Origin of the sequence: Mesorhizobium sp. M0152, from assembly GCF_040322415.1 — a bacterium.
GTDB lineage: Bacteria > Pseudomonadota > Alphaproteobacteria > Rhizobiales > Rhizobiaceae > Mesorhizobium.
This window is the reverse complement of sequence record NZ_JAMYTH010000032.1, coordinates 53,677-69,000: the sequence shown is the minus strand read 5'-3', so window position 1 is coordinate 69,000 and position 15,324 is coordinate 53,677. Positions and strand designations below refer to the sequence as shown.

General features: G+C 63.2%; 15 protein-coding genes. 2 read left to right on the top strand and 13 right to left on the bottom strand.

The annotated features are described in order from the left end of the window. Positions 1–1,498 (bottom strand): potassium transporter Kup (locus tag NKJ26_RS25670; protein WP_352698008.1); only part of this gene is annotated, 1,498 nt, incomplete at its 3' end. 103 nt (positions 1,499–1,601) lie between these two features. Next, the gene (locus NKJ26_RS25665; protein WP_352597853.1) at positions 1,602–2,342 is read right to left on the bottom strand and encodes a pyridoxine 5'-phosphate synthase; all 741 of its coding nucleotides are present in this window, start codon (positions 2,340–2,342) and stop codon (positions 1,602–1,604) included. Between the two features lie 161 nt (positions 2,343–2,503). Here NKJ26_RS25665 and NKJ26_RS25660 point away from each other — a divergent pair, with 161 nt between their 5' ends. Then, entirely contained in the window at positions 2,504–2,908 is a 405-nt protein-coding gene (locus NKJ26_RS25660; protein WP_352597852.1) for a SpoIIAA family protein, read from the top strand. A 41-nt stretch (positions 2,909–2,949) separates the two neighbouring features. On the opposite strand, the gene NKJ26_RS25655 is transcribed toward NKJ26_RS25660, so the two are convergent. Next, positions 2,950–4,077 (bottom strand): ATP-dependent DNA helicase, encoded by a 1,128-nt coding sequence (locus NKJ26_RS25655; protein ID WP_184873422.1) that lies wholly within the window; start codon positions 4,075–4,077, stop codon positions 2,950–2,952. A gap of 313 nt (positions 4,078–4,390) precedes the next feature. On the opposite strand from NKJ26_RS25655, the gene NKJ26_RS25650 reads away from it, so the two are divergent. Further along, on the top strand, positions 4,391–4,690 hold the full coding sequence (locus tag NKJ26_RS25650; protein ID WP_352597851.1) for a DUF1330 domain-containing protein: 300 nt from the start codon (positions 4,391–4,393) through the stop codon (positions 4,688–4,690). A gap of 24 nt (positions 4,691–4,714) precedes the next feature. On the opposite strand, the gene NKJ26_RS25645 is transcribed toward NKJ26_RS25650, so the two are convergent. From NKJ26_RS25645 to NKJ26_RS25600, 10 genes are all read right to left on the bottom strand, one after another. Further along, positions 4,715–5,098 carry a nitrile hydratase accessory protein gene (locus NKJ26_RS25645; protein WP_352698005.1) on the bottom strand — a complete coding sequence of 128 codons (384 nt, stop codon included), beginning with the start codon at positions 5,096–5,098 and terminating at the stop codon, positions 4,715–4,717. After that, the gene (gene nthB, locus NKJ26_RS25640) at positions 5,085–5,744 is read right to left on the bottom strand and encodes a nitrile hydratase subunit beta (RefSeq protein WP_352698003.1); all 660 of its coding nucleotides are present in this window, start codon (positions 5,742–5,744) and stop codon (positions 5,085–5,087) included. Before nthB ends, NKJ26_RS25645 begins: the two co-directional genes overlap by 14 nt. Further along, entirely contained in the window at positions 5,741–6,346 is a 606-nt protein-coding gene (gene nthA, locus NKJ26_RS25635) for a nitrile hydratase subunit alpha (protein WP_352698001.1), read from the bottom strand. The genes nthB and nthA overlap by 4 nt, the downstream gene beginning before the upstream one ends. A gap of 72 nt (positions 6,347–6,418) precedes the next feature. Then, positions 6,419–9,580, bottom strand: coding sequence for an efflux RND transporter permease subunit (locus NKJ26_RS25630; RefSeq protein ID WP_352697999.1), 3,162 nt, complete (start codon positions 9,578–9,580; stop codon positions 6,419–6,421). Further along, positions 9,577–10,854 (bottom strand): efflux RND transporter periplasmic adaptor subunit, encoded by a 1,278-nt coding sequence (locus tag NKJ26_RS25625; RefSeq protein ID WP_352697997.1) that lies wholly within the window; start codon positions 10,852–10,854, stop codon positions 9,577–9,579. The genes NKJ26_RS25630 and NKJ26_RS25625 overlap by 4 nt, the downstream gene beginning before the upstream one ends. Before the next feature lie 334 nt (positions 10,855–11,188). Further along, complete coding sequence (locus tag NKJ26_RS25620) at positions 11,189–11,509, bottom strand: addiction module antidote protein (RefSeq protein WP_352697995.1); 321 nt, start codon at positions 11,507–11,509, stop codon at positions 11,189–11,191. Beyond that, the gene (locus NKJ26_RS25615; RefSeq protein ID WP_352597844.1) at positions 11,506–11,796 is read right to left on the bottom strand and encodes a type II toxin-antitoxin system RelE/ParE family toxin; all 291 of its coding nucleotides are present in this window, start codon (positions 11,794–11,796) and stop codon (positions 11,506–11,508) included. Before NKJ26_RS25615 ends, NKJ26_RS25620 begins: the two co-directional genes overlap by 4 nt. Positions 11,797–11,901: 105 nt before the next feature. Then, positions 11,902–12,498, bottom strand: a complete 597-nt coding sequence (locus NKJ26_RS25610) for a LysE family translocator (protein ID WP_352697993.1) — start codon at positions 12,496–12,498, stop codon at positions 11,902–11,904. 121 nt (positions 12,499–12,619) lie between these two features. Then, a complete protein-coding gene (ilvN, locus tag NKJ26_RS25605; protein ID WP_023757090.1) occupies positions 12,620–13,192 on the bottom strand; it encodes an acetolactate synthase small subunit in 573 nt (190 codons plus the stop codon). An 82-nt stretch (positions 13,193–13,274) separates the two neighbouring features. Next, entirely contained in the window at positions 13,275–15,056 is a 1,782-nt protein-coding gene (locus tag NKJ26_RS25600; RefSeq protein WP_352597842.1) for an acetolactate synthase 3 large subunit, read from the bottom strand. Positions 15,057–15,324 lie beyond the last annotated feature (268 nt).

Genomic DNA, 15,324 nt, shown 5'->3' with positions numbered 1-15,324 from the left:
CGCTGGTCAGGAACACGGCGGTTCCGGACACCAGCTGCGGCTTCTTCTTCAGCAAATTGCCGGCGAGGAAATCGAGCGGGATCTCATTGCGGCGGGTCTTGTCGAACAGATAGCGGCTGCCGCGCACCCAGGTCCACATGGCCAGCACGATGGTGACGGCCACCGCCAGCGAGGCCCAGCCGCCCTCGAACACCTTGACGATGTTGGAGGCAAAGAAGCCGATATCGATGAACAGGAACAGCGCCGTCAGCGCGATTGCCGGCCAGAGATTCCATTTCCAGATGCGCGTCATGATGACGAAGAGCAGGGTCGTCGTTACCAGCATGTTGCCGGTCACCGAGATGCCATAGGCCGAGGCCAGCCTGCTGGACTCGCCGAAGCCGACCACCAGCAGCATCACCACCAACGCCAGCAACAGGTTGACGCGCGGCATGTAGATCTGGCCGGACTGTTTTTCCGACGTATGCAGGATTTCGAGCCGCGGCAGCATGTTGAGCTGCACCGCCTGCCTTGTCAGCGAGAAGGCACCCGATATCACCGCCTGGCTGGCGATGACCGTCGCAGCAGTCGCCAGCACGACCATGGGAATCAGAGCCCAGCCCCCGTTCATCTCGAAGAACGGATGGCCGACGACCCCGCCATTGGCCAGCACGAAGGCGCCCTGCCCGGCATAATTGAGCAGCAGGCAAGGGAACACGATCGCCAGCCAGGCGAGCACGATCGGCTTGCGGCCGAAATGGCCGAGATCGGCATAGAGTGCTTCTGCGCCGGTGACGGCGAGGAAGACCGCGCCGACCGTAACGAAAGCCACGTCAGGCGAATTGATCAGAAAGGCGGCGATGTAGTGCGGGCTGATCGCCCACAAGATTTCCGGGTCGGCGATGATGTGGTTGAGGCCGGAAAGACCAATGGCGAGGAACCACACCGCGGTCACCGGGCCGAATACCAAGCCGACGCCACCCGTACCGAACCGCTGCACCGCGAACAATATGGCAAGAATAACCAATGTCAGCGGTACCACATAAGGCTGGAAGGTGGGCGTGACGACATTCATGCCCTCGACCGCCGACAGCACCGAAATGGCCGGCGTGATGACGGCGTCGCCGAAAAACAGCGAGGCACCGACGATGCCGATGGCGAGAATGATCGCCGACCGCTTTGCGAAGCTGCCGCGCGCCAGCGCCATCAGCGACAGCACGCCACCCTCGCCGCGGTTATCCGCGCGCAGCACGAACATGATATATTTTACAGTAACCGTGATCGTCAGCGACCAGATGATCAGCGACAGCACGCCGAGGATGTCGCCACGATCGGCGACATTGCCGCCAGACGAGGCGTGCAATGCCTCGCGGAAGGCGTAGATCGGGCTGGTGCCGATATCACCATAGACGACGCCGAGCGCCCCCAGCATCAGCACCTTGGTGCTGTGCTGCTCGATTTCAGGGTGGCTCGATTGATCTACGGTTTCTGCCTCACTACCAGCATTGGTAAGGGCCATGAACGACACTCCGATAAGCGCGCGGTGCTCTACGCTTGCTGCGATGCAATATCAAGTACCGTCACGTTATGGCTGCCATGCTTGCCAAGCTTGGCTGCCACCATCACCATCCGCAGGCCCTGAGAAACCGACCCACCGTGCCCGCCATGCCATACTCCAACGCGTCGGCTGTCAACCCGTGTCCGATCGACACTTCGGCCAATGCCGGAATGCGCTTTGCCAGCGCGGGCAGATTGCCCACCGTCAGATCGTGCCCGGCATTGACCCCAAGGCCGGCGGCCAGTGCCGCGTCTGCGGTTTTTCCCAGTCTTTCCAGCTCCTTGGCCGCCTTGGCGGAATCGGAATGATAACTGCCATAGGGGCCGGTGTAGAGCTCTACGCGGTCGGCGCCGATGTCGCGCGCGGCGGCAATTCCGGCGGGATCCGCGTCGGAAAACAGCGACACCCTGAAACCACCCTTCTTCAGCCGCCTGACGACCGGTGTCAGAAACGCGGCGTCGGCGACAAAGTTCCAGCCGTGGTCTGAGGTTGCTTGCGCAGGATCGTCGGGCACCAGCGTCACCTGTTCCGGCTGGTTTTTTTCCACAAGCGCCAGGAACGCCTCGGTCGGGTAACCCTCGATGTTGAACTCCGCCTGCGGGAACTCATCATCGATCAGCGCCCTGATCTCGGGCAGATCGGAATGGCGCGTGTGGCGCTCGTCCGGGCGCGGATGGACCGTCAGCCCATGGGCTCCAGCCGCCAGGGCAAGCCGTCCAATCCCGGTCACGCTCGGCCACGGCAGGTCGCGCCGGTTGCGCAGCATGGCGATGGCGTTGAGATTGACGGAAAGCTTTGCGGGCATGGCCTGGTGTCCGTGAAATCAGGGATTCGAGCCGCGCCACGCCATTGGTTGGGACGCGGCGCGCGTGAGACCGGGCATCTATAGCGTCTTTGACGGGAACAGATAGGGGGTTTCCGGTGTTCCAGAAGGGCAGAGGTGTTCCGCGAGAGGAGGCATCCACCGTGAATTTCCTCCAATCCGTGCCGGCGATCCGCCGCATCGACACTGATCGCGACGATCTTTTCGCCATCGAAGTGGTTGGTCATGTCTCGGCGGCCGATGCGGAGAACCTGTTCGGCCTGCTCGAGGCGGCCTATGCGCTCCATCCGCGAATCGATATGGCCGTGCGCCTTGTCGACCATGACGGCGTCGACTGGGCCGACATCCGAGACGAGACCCTGAGACAAGGTGTGGTCCATGCGCTGAAACATATAGGCCGCTGCGCGGCGATCGGTTCTCCGGACTGGACGGTGGAGGCACGGCAGACCCTGTCCCCTTCATCGCCTGTCGAATTCAGGCATTTCACCATCGAAGATGAAGCCGCCGCCTGGAAATGGCTCGGCGCCCGACCGGCCGAAGCGCGATGACGGCCAGGCCTTGGTGCCAAGATTAGCGCCCCTGCCTGCCCTTATCTGACAATCGTCAGCCGCTCGGCGGCACGGGTGATCGCGGTGTAAAGCCAGCGCTGGCGGGTTTCCTTGAAGGCCCAGCTTTCATCGAACAGAACGATCTCGTTCCACTGCGAGCCCTGCGCCTTGTGCACGGTCAGTGCGTAGCCATAGTCGAAATCGTCGAAGCGTTTCTTCTGCTGCCAGGGGATGTCGGCGTCCGGATCCTCGAAGGCGGCCTTGAGCAGCTTGATCTTGGCGACGCCGCGGTCCGGATCGTCCTCCTCGGGCGACACCAGAAGATTGATGCCGGGCTTGACCGTCTCGCGCGACGAGGTCATCACCTTCCACAGCGAGCCGTTGAGCAGACCCTTGGCCGGATCGTTGCGCAGGCAGACCAGCTTGTCGCCGGCTTGCGGATAGTCGGCGTTGAACCCTTTGAGCTCGCGCAGGCGCTGATTGTAGCGGCGGCGCGTGCGGTTGGTGCCGACCAGCACCTGGTCGGCCTTCAAAACCAGTTCCTGGGTGACGTCTTCCTTGCCGATCACCTGCGCCGTGCCATAGTCGCCGCGCATGAATTCGCGTCCCTCGCGCACATCGAGCGCCAGCCGCAGGATCGGATTGTCGCGCGCCTGGCGGTGGATTTCGGTCAGCAGGAAGTCCGGCTCGTGGTCGGTGAAGAAGCCGCCGCCCGAGATCGGCGGCAACTGGCCGGGGTCGCCCAGAACCAGGATCGGTGTGCCGAAACTCATCAGGTCGCGGCCGAGTTGCTCGTCGACCATCGAGCACTCGTCGATGACGACCAGTTTCGCACGCGATATCGGGCTCTGCCGGTTGAGCGAAAAGGTCGGCGACATCGAAGTCTTGCCGGTCACCTCGTCCGATACTGATTCCTCGCCCTTCGGCCGGTAGATCAGTGAATGGATGGTGCGGGCATTGACCGCGCCCTTGGAGCGCAGCACCTGTGCCGCTTTGCCGGTGAAGGCGGCGAACTGCACCTGGCCGTCGACATGTTCGGCGAAATAGCGCGCCAGCGTCGTCTTGCCCGTGCCGGCATAACCGAACAGCCGGAACAACTGCGGCTTGCCGGTCTTGAGCCAGCGGGCGACCGCTTGCAGCGCCTCGTCCTGTTGGGGAGAGAATTCCATCAGCGCGAGAAACCGGATTCGCAAGAGAAAGACAAGATAGGTGCCACCATCGACCAGTCGGAGGTGCCTCGCTGCCGCCGGCAGGTCAGGCTATCAGATAGGCAATGCCGAGCCGATGAGGAACAAAACGAGTGATCTGACGGGACGAAAAACCCGACAGGCGTCAAGCTGAAATGACACCGGCCCGCCGGATGAAAGAGTGAGCTGTCATAGGTCACGTCGCTATTTCCCCTACGCCTGGATAATACCTCTTGCTTAATTGCATGATCGCTAATGTACGTGCTTCAATGCCTCTCTTCATGGAGGTAAGGGCATGGCAGCATACCTTATTGCCGATGTAGACATAACCGACGCCGCCGTTTTCGAGGAATACCGCCGGGATGTGCCCGCGACCGAAGCGCGCTACGGGGGAAGGTACATCGCTCGAGGTGGAGCCACCAAGGTGTTGGAGGGCGATTGGGAACCTCATCGCCTGGTCATTGTCGAGTTCCCAGACATGGCTTCCCTCTTGGCATGGTACGACTCTCCGGAATACGGACGGCTCAAAGCTATCCGCGAACGCTGCGCCAAGACGAGGATCATTGCTTTGGAAGGCATGATGCCCTCCGGCTAGATGGCCGGATTGCCAAAAATGAGATCAAGTCATCTGGTCATGGCCCTGACCGGTCGGCCCGGGATCGTTCTCCAGCAGGATCGGCTTGCCATGCGGCGTGGCATGCGCCGCCCGCTCCCAGGCCGCCGCCATGGCATCGACGTCAGGTCTGGCGGCCAGCCCCTTGGAGGCAAGCAGGCTTTCCAGCGCCGCCAGCCAGTGTTCGTAATAATCATGGCCGTCGGAAGCGGCGCCCGGCTTCTTCACCTGCGCCGACAGCGCCTGTGCCCACTCGCTCCAGGAAAACAAGCCCTTGTCGTGCAGCGCCACCGTCATGGCGAAGGCTTCGGCCTGCCAGGGCTCGGCGAAGACAGGCGCATCGACACCCGCCGGCAATTCAGCGGCGCCGTTCACCTCATGCGGGCTCAAGATAGCTCTCCCAGGCGTCGATCGACACGGTCAGCTTCGGGTCGGCGCCCTCGCCCCAGATCTCCGCCCCGTCGAACACCACGGTGTAGACCCATTGCGGATTCTCGCCTTGTCCATGCGCGTTGCTGTCGGGAAAGACGAAGCCGTCGCGCACCGCCTCGATCGTTCCATGCTTGCCGCGCGCATAGCGTGGCAGCCGCGTGTGGCCGGTCGGGTTGAAGTTCTTGGTCCGCACGCAATCGCCGGCCTTGAATCGCGCCGGCGTCGAAACGGGCCGGTCGCAAGGCCCGCCCTTGGCGAGCACCGCCGGCACGTTTTCCGCCGTCAGCACCCGCTTTGGCGTTGCCGCTGGATCGATCGCCTCGCCTGCCCTGAGATCGCGCTCGCTGACGAAGCCATGCCGCGTGAGCAGCACCTCCAGCGCCTTGATCCAGATTTCGTAGTAGCTGGAGGCATAATAGTCGGCCGGATGCAGCGATTCCCGAGCATGCCGGCTCTCGTCGATGTTCCATGCTCCCATGGCACCGGCGCAAAGCGTCACGCCAAGCGCGCGTCGTTCCCATGCGGCATGGAAATACGGCTCGTCCTTTTCGGGCGCCACCGGGCCGAAGCCCATCTGCCCGCCGAGATCCTGCGGCCCGTTCATGCCGGTTCCTTCGCCAAGGCGGTGCCGATCATCGCATCGCGGCTCACCAGTTCGGCCAGCCGCTCCTCGCTCCAACCTTGGGTGCCGCCCGGCCGCATCGGCACGACGAGATAGCGCAGTTCCGCGGTCGAATCCCATACGCGTATTTTCGTGCCGGCCGGCAGCGTCAGCCCGAACTCTTCCAGTACCCCACGCGGATCGATCACCGCGCGCGACCGATAGGGCGGCGCCTTGTACCAGACCGGCGGCAGGCCGAGCACGGACCATGGATAGCAGGAGCACAGCGTACAGACGACGAGATTGTGGGTGTCCCTGGTGTTGAAAACCGCCTGCATGTGCTCGCCTTGACGACCCGCGTAGCCGAGCGAGCCGAGCGCCGACGTCGCATCGCTTTTCAGCCAGTCGGCGAATACCGGGTCGGCCCACGCTTTCGCCACCACCCTGGCGCCGTTGCGCGGACCGATCTTGGTTTCGTAGGTGTCGACGATGACGTCGATCGCGGCCGGGTCGATCAAACCCTTCTGGGTGAGGATGGTCTCCAGCGCGCGCACGCGTGCGGCAAACGGATCGAGCTCGTTGTCGTGGTCATGATCGTGGGACATGACTGCAAACTACGGTTCCAACCCGCCGGCCGCAAGCATCACGGCTTGGGCCAGTTGGCCGTCGCCCGCCGCTTACTCGGCGGCCGCTTTTTGCGGTTCACCCGGCATGTCGTCGCCGGCATCGAACAGCGAGGGCTGGTCCCCGGCTTCGACCAGGTGCAGCTCGCCCTTTCGTTTCGGCAACAGCCCGAGCAGCCAGCCGGAGAAATGCTCCATGTACACATAGATCACCGGCGTGACGAACAGGGTCAGTGCCTGCGAGGCGACGAGGCCGCCGACCACGGCCACGCCCAGAGGTTGGCGCAATTCGGCGCTGGCGCCGGTGCCGAGCGCGATCGGGATCGTCCCCATCAGCGCCGCCAGCGTCGTCATCATGATCGGGCGGAAACGCATGATGCAGGCCTTGTGGATGGACTCGATCGGCGACATGCCCTCTCGGCGCAATTCGAGCGCGACGTCGATCATCATGATGCCGTTCTTCTTGACGATGCCGATCAACATCAAGATGCCGATGACGGCGATGACCGACAGGTCCATTCCCGCCAGCCGCAAGGCCACCAGCGCGCCGAGCACCGCCGAAGGCAGGCCGGTCAGGATGGTGAGCGGATGGATGAAACTCTCATAGAGGATGCCGAGCACGATATAGATGGTCAGGATCGCGCCGCCGATCAGCAGGCCCTGGTTGGCCAGCGAATCCTGGAATGTCTTGGCGGTGCCGGCGAAGGTGGTCGAGATCGCCTTCGGCATGCCGATCTTGTCCTTCAGCGCGTTGATCTCCGTCACGCTGTCGCCCAGCGCCACACCTTGCGGCAAATTGTACGAGATGGTCACCGCCGGCAGCTGTCCGAGCTGGTTGATGGTCAGCGCGCCGGCGGTGCGATCGACATGGGCAAAGGCGCCGAGCGGCACCAGGCTGCCGCTGGCGGTCCTCACCTGGATGGCCAGCATCCGCTCCGGCGACCAGGCGATCTTGGGATCGAGCTCCATGACAACCTCGTAGCTGTCGGCGGAGCCGAAGATCGTCGAAACCTGCTCGGTGCCAAACCCGCCATAGAGGCTGGAGCGCAACGTATCGGTATCGATGCCGAGCGTCGCCGCCTTGTCGCGGTCGACGACCAGCGTCGCCTGCAAGGCATTGTTCTGCAGGTCGCTGGTGACGTCCGCGAAGAACGCGTGGTCGGCCGCCATTTCGTCGTTGAGCTTCTGCGCCCAGATATCGGTCTGCCCGGTGTCCAGCCCCTGCACCACCAGCTGGTAGGCGCTGGCCGACGACCGGGCGCCGAGGCGCAGGTTCTGCACCGGCTGCATGTAGGTCTCGATCCCGGCGACGCCGGCCAGTTGCCGCCTCAGATCCGAAAGCACCTTCTCGATGTCGGGCCGCTGGTCCTTGCCCTTCAGCTGGACGAAGAGCTGCCCCTGATTGAGCGCGTTGTTGCCGCTGCCCGCCGACCACGCCACATGGTCGACATAGGGCGAATGGGAGAAGACATTGGCCACCTGCCCTTGCAGCTTCGCCATGGCGTCGAACGAGATGTCCTGGCGGGCGATCGTCGTCACCGAGATCTGGCCGATATCCTCCTGCGGGAAGAAGCCCTTCGGCGAGACCTGGATCAGCCAGACCGACGCTGCCGCGGTCCCGACGAAGACGAGGAACACCAGGAATGTATGCCGCAGGCAGAAGCTCAAGATCCAGTCGTAGCCGCGCGTGAAGAGATCGTGCTTGCGGCTTTCGCCATGAGCCTCGCGGTCCGCCTTCGACACCGACAGCAGCCGCGAGCACAGCATCGGCGTCAGTGTCAGCGAGACGAACATCGACGCCAGGATGGCGACCGTCACCACGACGGCGAACTCGTTGAAGATGCGTCCGATCACGCCGCCCATCAAAAGCACGGGGATGAACACCGCCACCAGCGAGATCGAGATCGAGATGATGGTGAAGCCGATTTCGCGCGCGCCCTTGAGCGACGCATCGAAGGCCGACAGCCCATCCTCTTCCATGTGGCGGAAGATGTTTTCGAGCATGACGATGGCGTCGTCGACGACCAGGCCGACCGCCAGCGTCAATCCCATCAGGGAGATGTTGTCGATGGAAAAGCCGAACAGGAACATGGCGCCGAGCGTGGCGATCAGCGAGATCGGCACGGCCACGGCCGGGATGATCGTTGCCGTGACACGGCGCAGGAACACGAAGATCACCATCACCACCAGCGCAATGGTCAACAGCAGCGTGAACTGCACGTCGTCGACGGCGGCGCGGATCGAGGTCGAGCGGTCGTTGAGCAGCTTGATGCTGGCGGCGGCGGGCATCTGGTCCTGGAAGGACGGCAGCATCGCCTTGACCTTGTCGACGACGTCGACCGTGTTGGCGTCGGGTTGGCGCTGCACCGCCATGATGATCGCGCGGGTACCATCGTACCAGCTTGCGGTCGTGGTCGTTTGCACCGAATTGATGACGCGCGTGACCTCGCCAAGCCGCACCGGATGGCCGTTCTTGGTGGCGATGATGAGATTGGAAAATCCGGCGGCGTCGGTTAGCTGCGTGTTGGCGGTGATGGTCAGCTGCTGGCGGCTGTTCTGCAGCACGCCGAGCGGCGTATTGCTGTTGGCGGACGCGATCGCCGCCTGCAGCTGGTCGATAGAGATGCCGCGCGCGGCCAGCGCCGTCGGGTCGATCTGGATGCGCACGGCGTATTTCTGCTGGCCGAAGATCGATACTTGCGCGACGCCGTCGATCGTCGACAGCGACGGCGAGATCGCGTTCTCGGCAAAGGCGTCGAGATCGGTCAGCGGAACCGTGTCGCTGACCAGCGACATCAACAGGATCGGCGCGTCGGCGGGATTGACCTTGCGGTAGCTTGGCGGGCTCGTCATCTCCGGCGGCAGCGATCTCTGCGTTCGCGCGATGGCGGCCTGCACATCCGCCGCGGCCGCGTCGATATCGCGGTTGAGCACGAACTGGATGGCGATCGACGTCGAGCCGAGCGAGTTGGTGGTCGAGATCGAATCGATGCCGGCGATGGTGGCGAACTGCTTGATCAGCGGCGTCGCCACCGAGGTCGCCATGGTTTCGGGCGAAGCGCCGGCCAGTTGCGCCGACACGTTGACCACAGGAAATTCGGCGCTCGGCAGCGCCGCCACCGGCAGGAACTTGTATGCGAACAGCCCGCCCAGCACCAGGGCGAACGACATCAGAAGGGTGGCGACGGGCCTGCGGATGCAGAACTCGGAGATCATCGGCTCGCCTCGCCGGCCCTGTCGGCTTGCGCGACCTTGGGCGAGGCCTGTTCGCCGGAGCCGGCCGCCGCCTTGCCTTCATGCACCGCGGCGCCGTTCTTCAGCCGTGTCTGGCCTTCGACGACGACCTTTTCGCCGCTTTTCAGACCGTCGCTGATGGCGCTGTTTTCACCCTCGGTGACCGCCACCTGCACCGGCCGCATCTCGACCGTATTGTCCGGCTTGACCACGTAGACGAACGGCCCCTTCTGGCTGGGCTGCACCGCGACCGTGGGAACCGAAGTCATCTGCGGCATGATGCCGGCGTCGAGCACCACATTCACATACTGGCCCGGCCACAGCGAAAGATCGGCGTTCGGTATGCTGGCTCTGGTGGCGATGGTGCCGGAAGCGGTGTCGACGCTGGAATCGACGAAATCGAGCGTGCCCTTGCCGATCGGCGTCGGGTCGCCATCCTTGGTCAGCGTCACCGCCCCTTGCTGCGGATTTGCAAGCGCCTTGTGCAGCAGCGCAAGATTGCTTTCCGGCAGGTTGAAGTTCACCTGCAGCGGATCCACCTGGGTGATGGTGACCAGCGGCGTCGACGTGCTGCTGCCGTTGCTGGTGGTGACGAGATCGCCGACCGCGACGCTGACGGCGCCCAGCCTGCCGGCAATCGGCGCCGTGATGGTGGCGTAGCTCAGCTGGACGGTATCGGCATCGATCGTCGCCCTGTCGGCATCGGCCGTTGCCGCGGCCGCCTTCTGCGCGGCGATCGCCTGATCGTAGGTCTGCTGCGTGCCGGCCTGCTTGGCCACGAGATCCTTGGCGCGCTGAAGATCCGCCGCGGCACTTGCCAGCAAGGCCTGGTCCTTGGCCAGCGTCGCCTGGTCCTTGGCGAGCTGCGCCTTCAGCGCGCGGTCGTCGAGCGAAAACAGGATATCCCCGGCCTTCACCATCTGCCCGTCCTTGACGTCGATCGACACGATCTGGCTGGAGACCCGCGCGTTGATGTTGACCACCGCCGGTGAGGAAACGAAGCCGATGGCATAGCGCCGGATCGGGAAGTCGGCCGTCGTTGCGGTCGCGGAAACGATCGAGGCCGAGCGGGGGCCATTGCCGCCGCCCGCCTGCTTGCCCGTCGCCGGCGTGCCCGACGCCGGTTTATCCGACGCCGCGACCTGCCTTGCGCCGATGATCTGCTGAACCTTGTTCAGGGCGTCGGGTGACAGATAGAGCCAGGCCGCGCCCAGGCAGGCGACCGCAAGCAATGAAAGAATGACTTTTCCACGCATCGTCAAGGATCCTCTCCGTCGACACGCCGTAGCCAGGTGGTCGCATTCTAGCTCGTTCCGCGGCGCCCGTCCGCGATTTCGCCGAATAGATAGAACACGCCTTGGGCGGAAAAGGGCCAAAACACGGCATTACGAAGATTTAATGTGCAGTGCACAATGGATGGGCAACACCTGCCGACAAGACACGTTGCGGCGTCGTGAAAGGCGATCCCACGCTTGGCCAAGCCCTCAACCAGACCAGCTTAGACGCGTCGTGCCCTGAGTGAGGGGCGACAAAACCGTCTACATCGAAGCGAGCAGCAACCACGGTTGCATACATCGCTTTCGTGGCGAGTTAGCCGCCGAGGCGCGCCTCGGCGTTATTGTCCTTTGGTGCGGCCTCAGCCGTCAATCTGATCCCGAGCGCCTTCATGACGCCGAGCAGGGTTGAAAGCTTAGGATCGCCCTTGTCGCTCAAGGCCTTGTATAGCGCCTCACGTGTGACGCCAGCGTCTTTGGCAATGGACGTCATGCCCCGAGCCCTAGCCACGTTGCCGAGCGCATGGGTGATAATGGCAGCGTCGCCATCTTCGAAGGCCGCTTCGATATAGGCGACGATTGCCTCCTCGCTGTCGAGGAATTCGGAAGCATCCCATTTGGTGGTTTCGATGGTCATTTGACCTCCTTCGCCATGCCGATGGCTTTCTTGATGTCGGTCTTTTGCGATGATTTGTCCCCACCGCAGAGCAGAATGATGATTGTGTTGCCCACCTTGACGAAATAGACGCGATAGCCTGGACCATAGTCGACCCGCAATTCGCCGATGCCCTCGAAAAACTTGGCATCGCCAAGATTGCCAAGCTCGACACGATCGATCCGAACCTGAATGCGAGCCTTGGCGCGGATATCCTTGAGGGACTTGAACCAGCCGACGAATTCAGCGGTTTTGCGCACTTCGATCATGGTTGATTTGTAATCCACAGTTCACATTTAGTCAAAATACAATGTGAACCGGAGTTTACAGAATGCTCACGCTTTTCGCGTGCCAGCGCTTCGAGGCCCTTAGCTTTACCGCAGCATCGGCCACAGCGTCGCCGCCAGCAGCACGCCCATGCCGACGTTGAACCATTTCAGCCGAACCGGGTCCGACAGGAAGCCGCGCAGCGCGGTGCCGAACCCCGCCCAGATCGAGACGCTCGGCAGGTTGACGACGGTGAAGGCGACCGAGATCAGCACCACCGACAGGAACGGATGCTCCGGATTGGCGTAGACGGCCATGGCGGTGATCGCCATCACCCAGGCCTTGGGATTGACCCACTGGAACGCCGCCGCGTCGATGAAACGCATCGGCTTGCCACTCGCCTCACCCTTGCCGCTCAGCGAACGCGACATGGCGATCTTCCAGGCAAGATACATGAGATAGACCCCGCCGGCGATTTTCAGCGCGGTGTGCAGCGCCGGAAAGGCCGTCAACACCGCACCCAAGCCAAGCCCGACCGCCACCAGCAACACCAGAAAACCCATGCTGATGCCCAGCATGTGCGGAACCGTCCGGGCGATGCCGAAATTCACCCCCGATGCCAGAAGCATGAGATTGTTCGGTCCCGGCGTGATCGAGGTCACGAAGGCGTAGACGAGCAAGGCGAGGAATGCGTCGAGCGACATGATATCCTCCCAGATAAGGCAGCGTCCTTGTCTCTTTTTAGGCGGCCGCACAAAGGCCAGCGGCCGGTCTGTGGCCGGGCCAGACTTTGCGCTTGTGGAGATTGGATCGGCTTCGCCGGCCCTACATCGCCTGTGGGCCGCGGTTCAACGCCGCCACGCCGGTGCGGCAGATTTCGACCAGGCCGAGCGGCTTCATGATGGCGATGAACTGGTCGATCTTGGAGCCCTTGCCGGTGATCTCGAAGATGAAATGCTCGGTGTTGGCGTCGATGACGCTGGCACGGAACGCGTCGGCCAAGCGCAGCGCCTCGACACGGGCCTCGCCGGTGCCGGCAACCTTGACCAGCGCCAGTTCCCGCTCCAGCGGCCGCTCCTGGCCGGATTCATGCGAGCGCACGGTCAGGTCGACCACGCGGTGGACCGGCACGATGCGCTCGAGTTGATGCTTGATCTGCTCCAGCACGTGCGGCGTGCCGCGCGTCACGATGGTGATGCGCGACAGGTGCTTTTCATGCTCGGTCTCGGAGACCGTCAGGCTCTCGATGTTGTAGCCGCGCCCGGAAAACAGGCCGATCACCCGGGCAAGCACGCCCGGCTCGTTGTCGACCAGCACGGAGAGCGTGTGGTTCTCCGGCTTTTCCGTTTCCTTGGCGATGAAGTAGGCCGACCCGGTCGGTTGTAGCTGTGCGTTCATGACATGAATCTCGATTTCAAACTCTTGATCTAAATCTCTGTTTACGCACGGCTTCTCGCGACAGCCCTGCCTTGGCCTTCAGCTACACCAGTTCCCTGCCCTTGGCGTCGATGGCGTTGGCCACCGCTTCATCCGTCGCCTCGTCCGGCAGCAGCATCTCGTTGTGCGCCTTGCCCGACGGGATCATCGGGAAGCAGTTGGCGAGCGTCGCCACGCGGCAGTCGAACAGCACCGGCTTCCTGACCGAGATCATCTCCTTGATGGCGTCGTCCAGCTCGTCCGGCTTCTCGCAGCGTATGCCGTGGCCACCATAGGCCTCGGCCAGCTTGACGAAGTCCGGCATCGCCTCGGTGTAGGAATGCGACAGCCGGTTGCCGTGCAGCAGCTGCTGCCACTGCCGCACCATGCCCATATATTGGTTGTTCAAGATGAAGATCTTGATCGGCGCATCGTGCTGCACGGCCGCGCTCATCTCCTGCATGGTCATCTGCACCGAAGCGTCGCCTGCGATGTCGACGACCAGCGCGTCGGGATGCGCGATCTGCACGCCGAGCGCCGCCGGCAGGCCATAGCCCATCGTGCCCAGCCCGCCCGACGTCATCCAGCGGTTCGGCTTCTCGAAATGATAATGCTGCGCCGCCCACATCTGGTGCTGGCCGACCTCGGTGGTAATGTAGGTGTCCATGTTCTTGGTCAGTTCGTAGAGCCGCTGGATGGCATATTGCGGCATGATCACGTCGTGGTTCATCTTGAAGGCGAGCGAGTCGCGCGCACGCCATTTGGCGATCTGCTCCCACCAGGGGTGGAGCGCCTTCTTGTCGGCCTTGGCGGTCGCCCGCCACAGCCGCACCATATCCTCCAGCACCCGGCCGACATCACCGATGACAGGAACGTCGGTATGGACGTTCTTGTTGATCGACGATGGATCGATGTCGATGTGGATCTTCTTCGAATTCGGCGAAAACGCGGTCAGCCGGCCGGTGATGCGGTCATCGAAGCGTGCGCCGATGCAGATCATCACGTCGCAGTCATGCATGGCCATGTTGGCTTCATAGGTGCCGTGCATGCCGAGCATGCCGAGCCAGTTCTTGCCCGATGCCGGATAGGCGCCGAGCCCCATCAGCGTCGAGGTGATCGGGAAACCGGTGAGGTCGACCAGTTCGCGCAAGAGATGGCTGGCTTCCGGACCGGAATTGATGACGCCGCCGCCAGAGTAGATGACCGGCTTCCTTGCGCTGGCCATCAACTCGACCGCCGCCTTGATCTTCTCCAGGTCGCCCTGGACCTTGGGCTGATAGCTGGTGCGCGGCGCGATCTGCGGCGGGACATAGAAGCCGCGCGCGAACTGCACGTCCTTCGGGATATCGACCACCACGGGACCGGGACGGCCCGTCGTGGCGACATGGAAGGCTTCGTGGATGGTCGCGGCAAGCTCGTTGACGTCCTTCACCAGCCAATTGTGCTTGGTGCAGGGACGCGTGATGCCGACCGTGTCGCATTCCTGGAACGCATCGGAGCCGATCAGCGAAGTCGGCACCTGCCCCGTCAGGCAGACGAGCGGGATCGAATCCATCAGCGCGTCCTGCAATGGCGTCACCGCGTTGGTGGCGCCGGGGCCGGAGGTCACCAGCATGACGCCGGCCTTGCCGGTCGACCGCGCATAGCCTTCGGCCGCGTGGCCGGCGCCCTGCTCGTGCCGCACCAGGATGTGCTCGACCTCGTCCTGCTGGAATATCTCGTCATAGATCGGGAGTACCGCGCCGCCCGGATAGCCGAAGACGTGCTTGACGCCATTGTCCTTCAGCGCCTGCACCACCATTTCGGCGCCCGTCATTTCGCGCCGCTCGCTCTGTCCATTGCTCATCGGTCTGGTCCCGTACTGTCCGCCATCTGGCGATTGCTGGTCGTTTAGTCGTGTTTCGGGCAATAAAAAAGGCCCCCGAGGGAGCCTGTGTGTTGCGCATGGGAGGTTTTCGCCCGGCGGTTACACCGCCTTGCCCACGCGCTTTCCTACGAGAATGAGTGCCGTTTTCATGGTGGCGGACACTAAGGGCGGGCAAGGCAGCCTGTCAACGGCAAAAATCGCGCCGGCACGCACAGCAAGCCGGCGCACCCCTGGGGATCAGCCCGGC

Coding starts and splice junctions, on each gene's coding strand:
- NKJ26_RS25665 (WP_352597853.1), bottom strand. CDS start 2,342: ATGCCCGCAAAGCTTTCCGTCAATCTCAACGCCATCGCCATGCTGCGC.
- NKJ26_RS25655 (WP_184873422.1), bottom strand. CDS start 4,077: ATGGAATTCTCTCCCCAACAGGACGAGGCGCTGCAAGCGGTCGCCCGC.
- NKJ26_RS25650 (WP_352597851.1), top strand. CDS start 4,391: ATGGCAGCATACCTTATTGCCGATGTAGACATAACCGACGCCGCCGTT.
- nthB (WP_352698003.1), bottom strand. CDS start 5,744: ATGAACGGGCCGCAGGATCTCGGCGGGCAGATGGGCTTCGGCCCGGTG.
- nthA (WP_352698001.1), bottom strand. CDS start 6,346: ATGTCCCACGATCATGACCACGACAACGAGCTCGATCCGTTTGCCGCA.
- NKJ26_RS25630 (WP_352697999.1), bottom strand. CDS start 9,580: ATGATCTCCGAGTTCTGCATCCGCAGGCCCGTCGCCACCCTTCTGATG.
- NKJ26_RS25625 (WP_352697997.1), bottom strand. CDS start 10,854: ATGCGTGGAAAAGTCATTCTTTCATTGCTTGCGGTCGCCTGCCTGGGC.
- NKJ26_RS25620 (WP_352697995.1), bottom strand. CDS start 11,509: ATGACCATCGAAACCACCAAATGGGATGCTTCCGAATTCCTCGACAGC.
- NKJ26_RS25615 (WP_352597844.1), bottom strand. CDS start 11,796: ATGATCGAAGTGCGCAAAACCGCTGAATTCGTCGGCTGGTTCAAGTCC.
- NKJ26_RS25610 (WP_352697993.1), bottom strand. CDS start 12,498: ATGTCGCTCGACGCATTCCTCGCCTTGCTCGTCTACGCCTTCGTGACC.
- ilvN (WP_023757090.1), bottom strand. CDS start 13,192: ATGAACGCACAGCTACAACCGACCGGGTCGGCCTACTTCATCGCCAAG.
- NKJ26_RS25600 (WP_352597842.1), bottom strand. CDS start 15,056: ATGAGCAATGGACAGAGCGAGCGGCGCGAAATGACGGGCGCCGAAATG.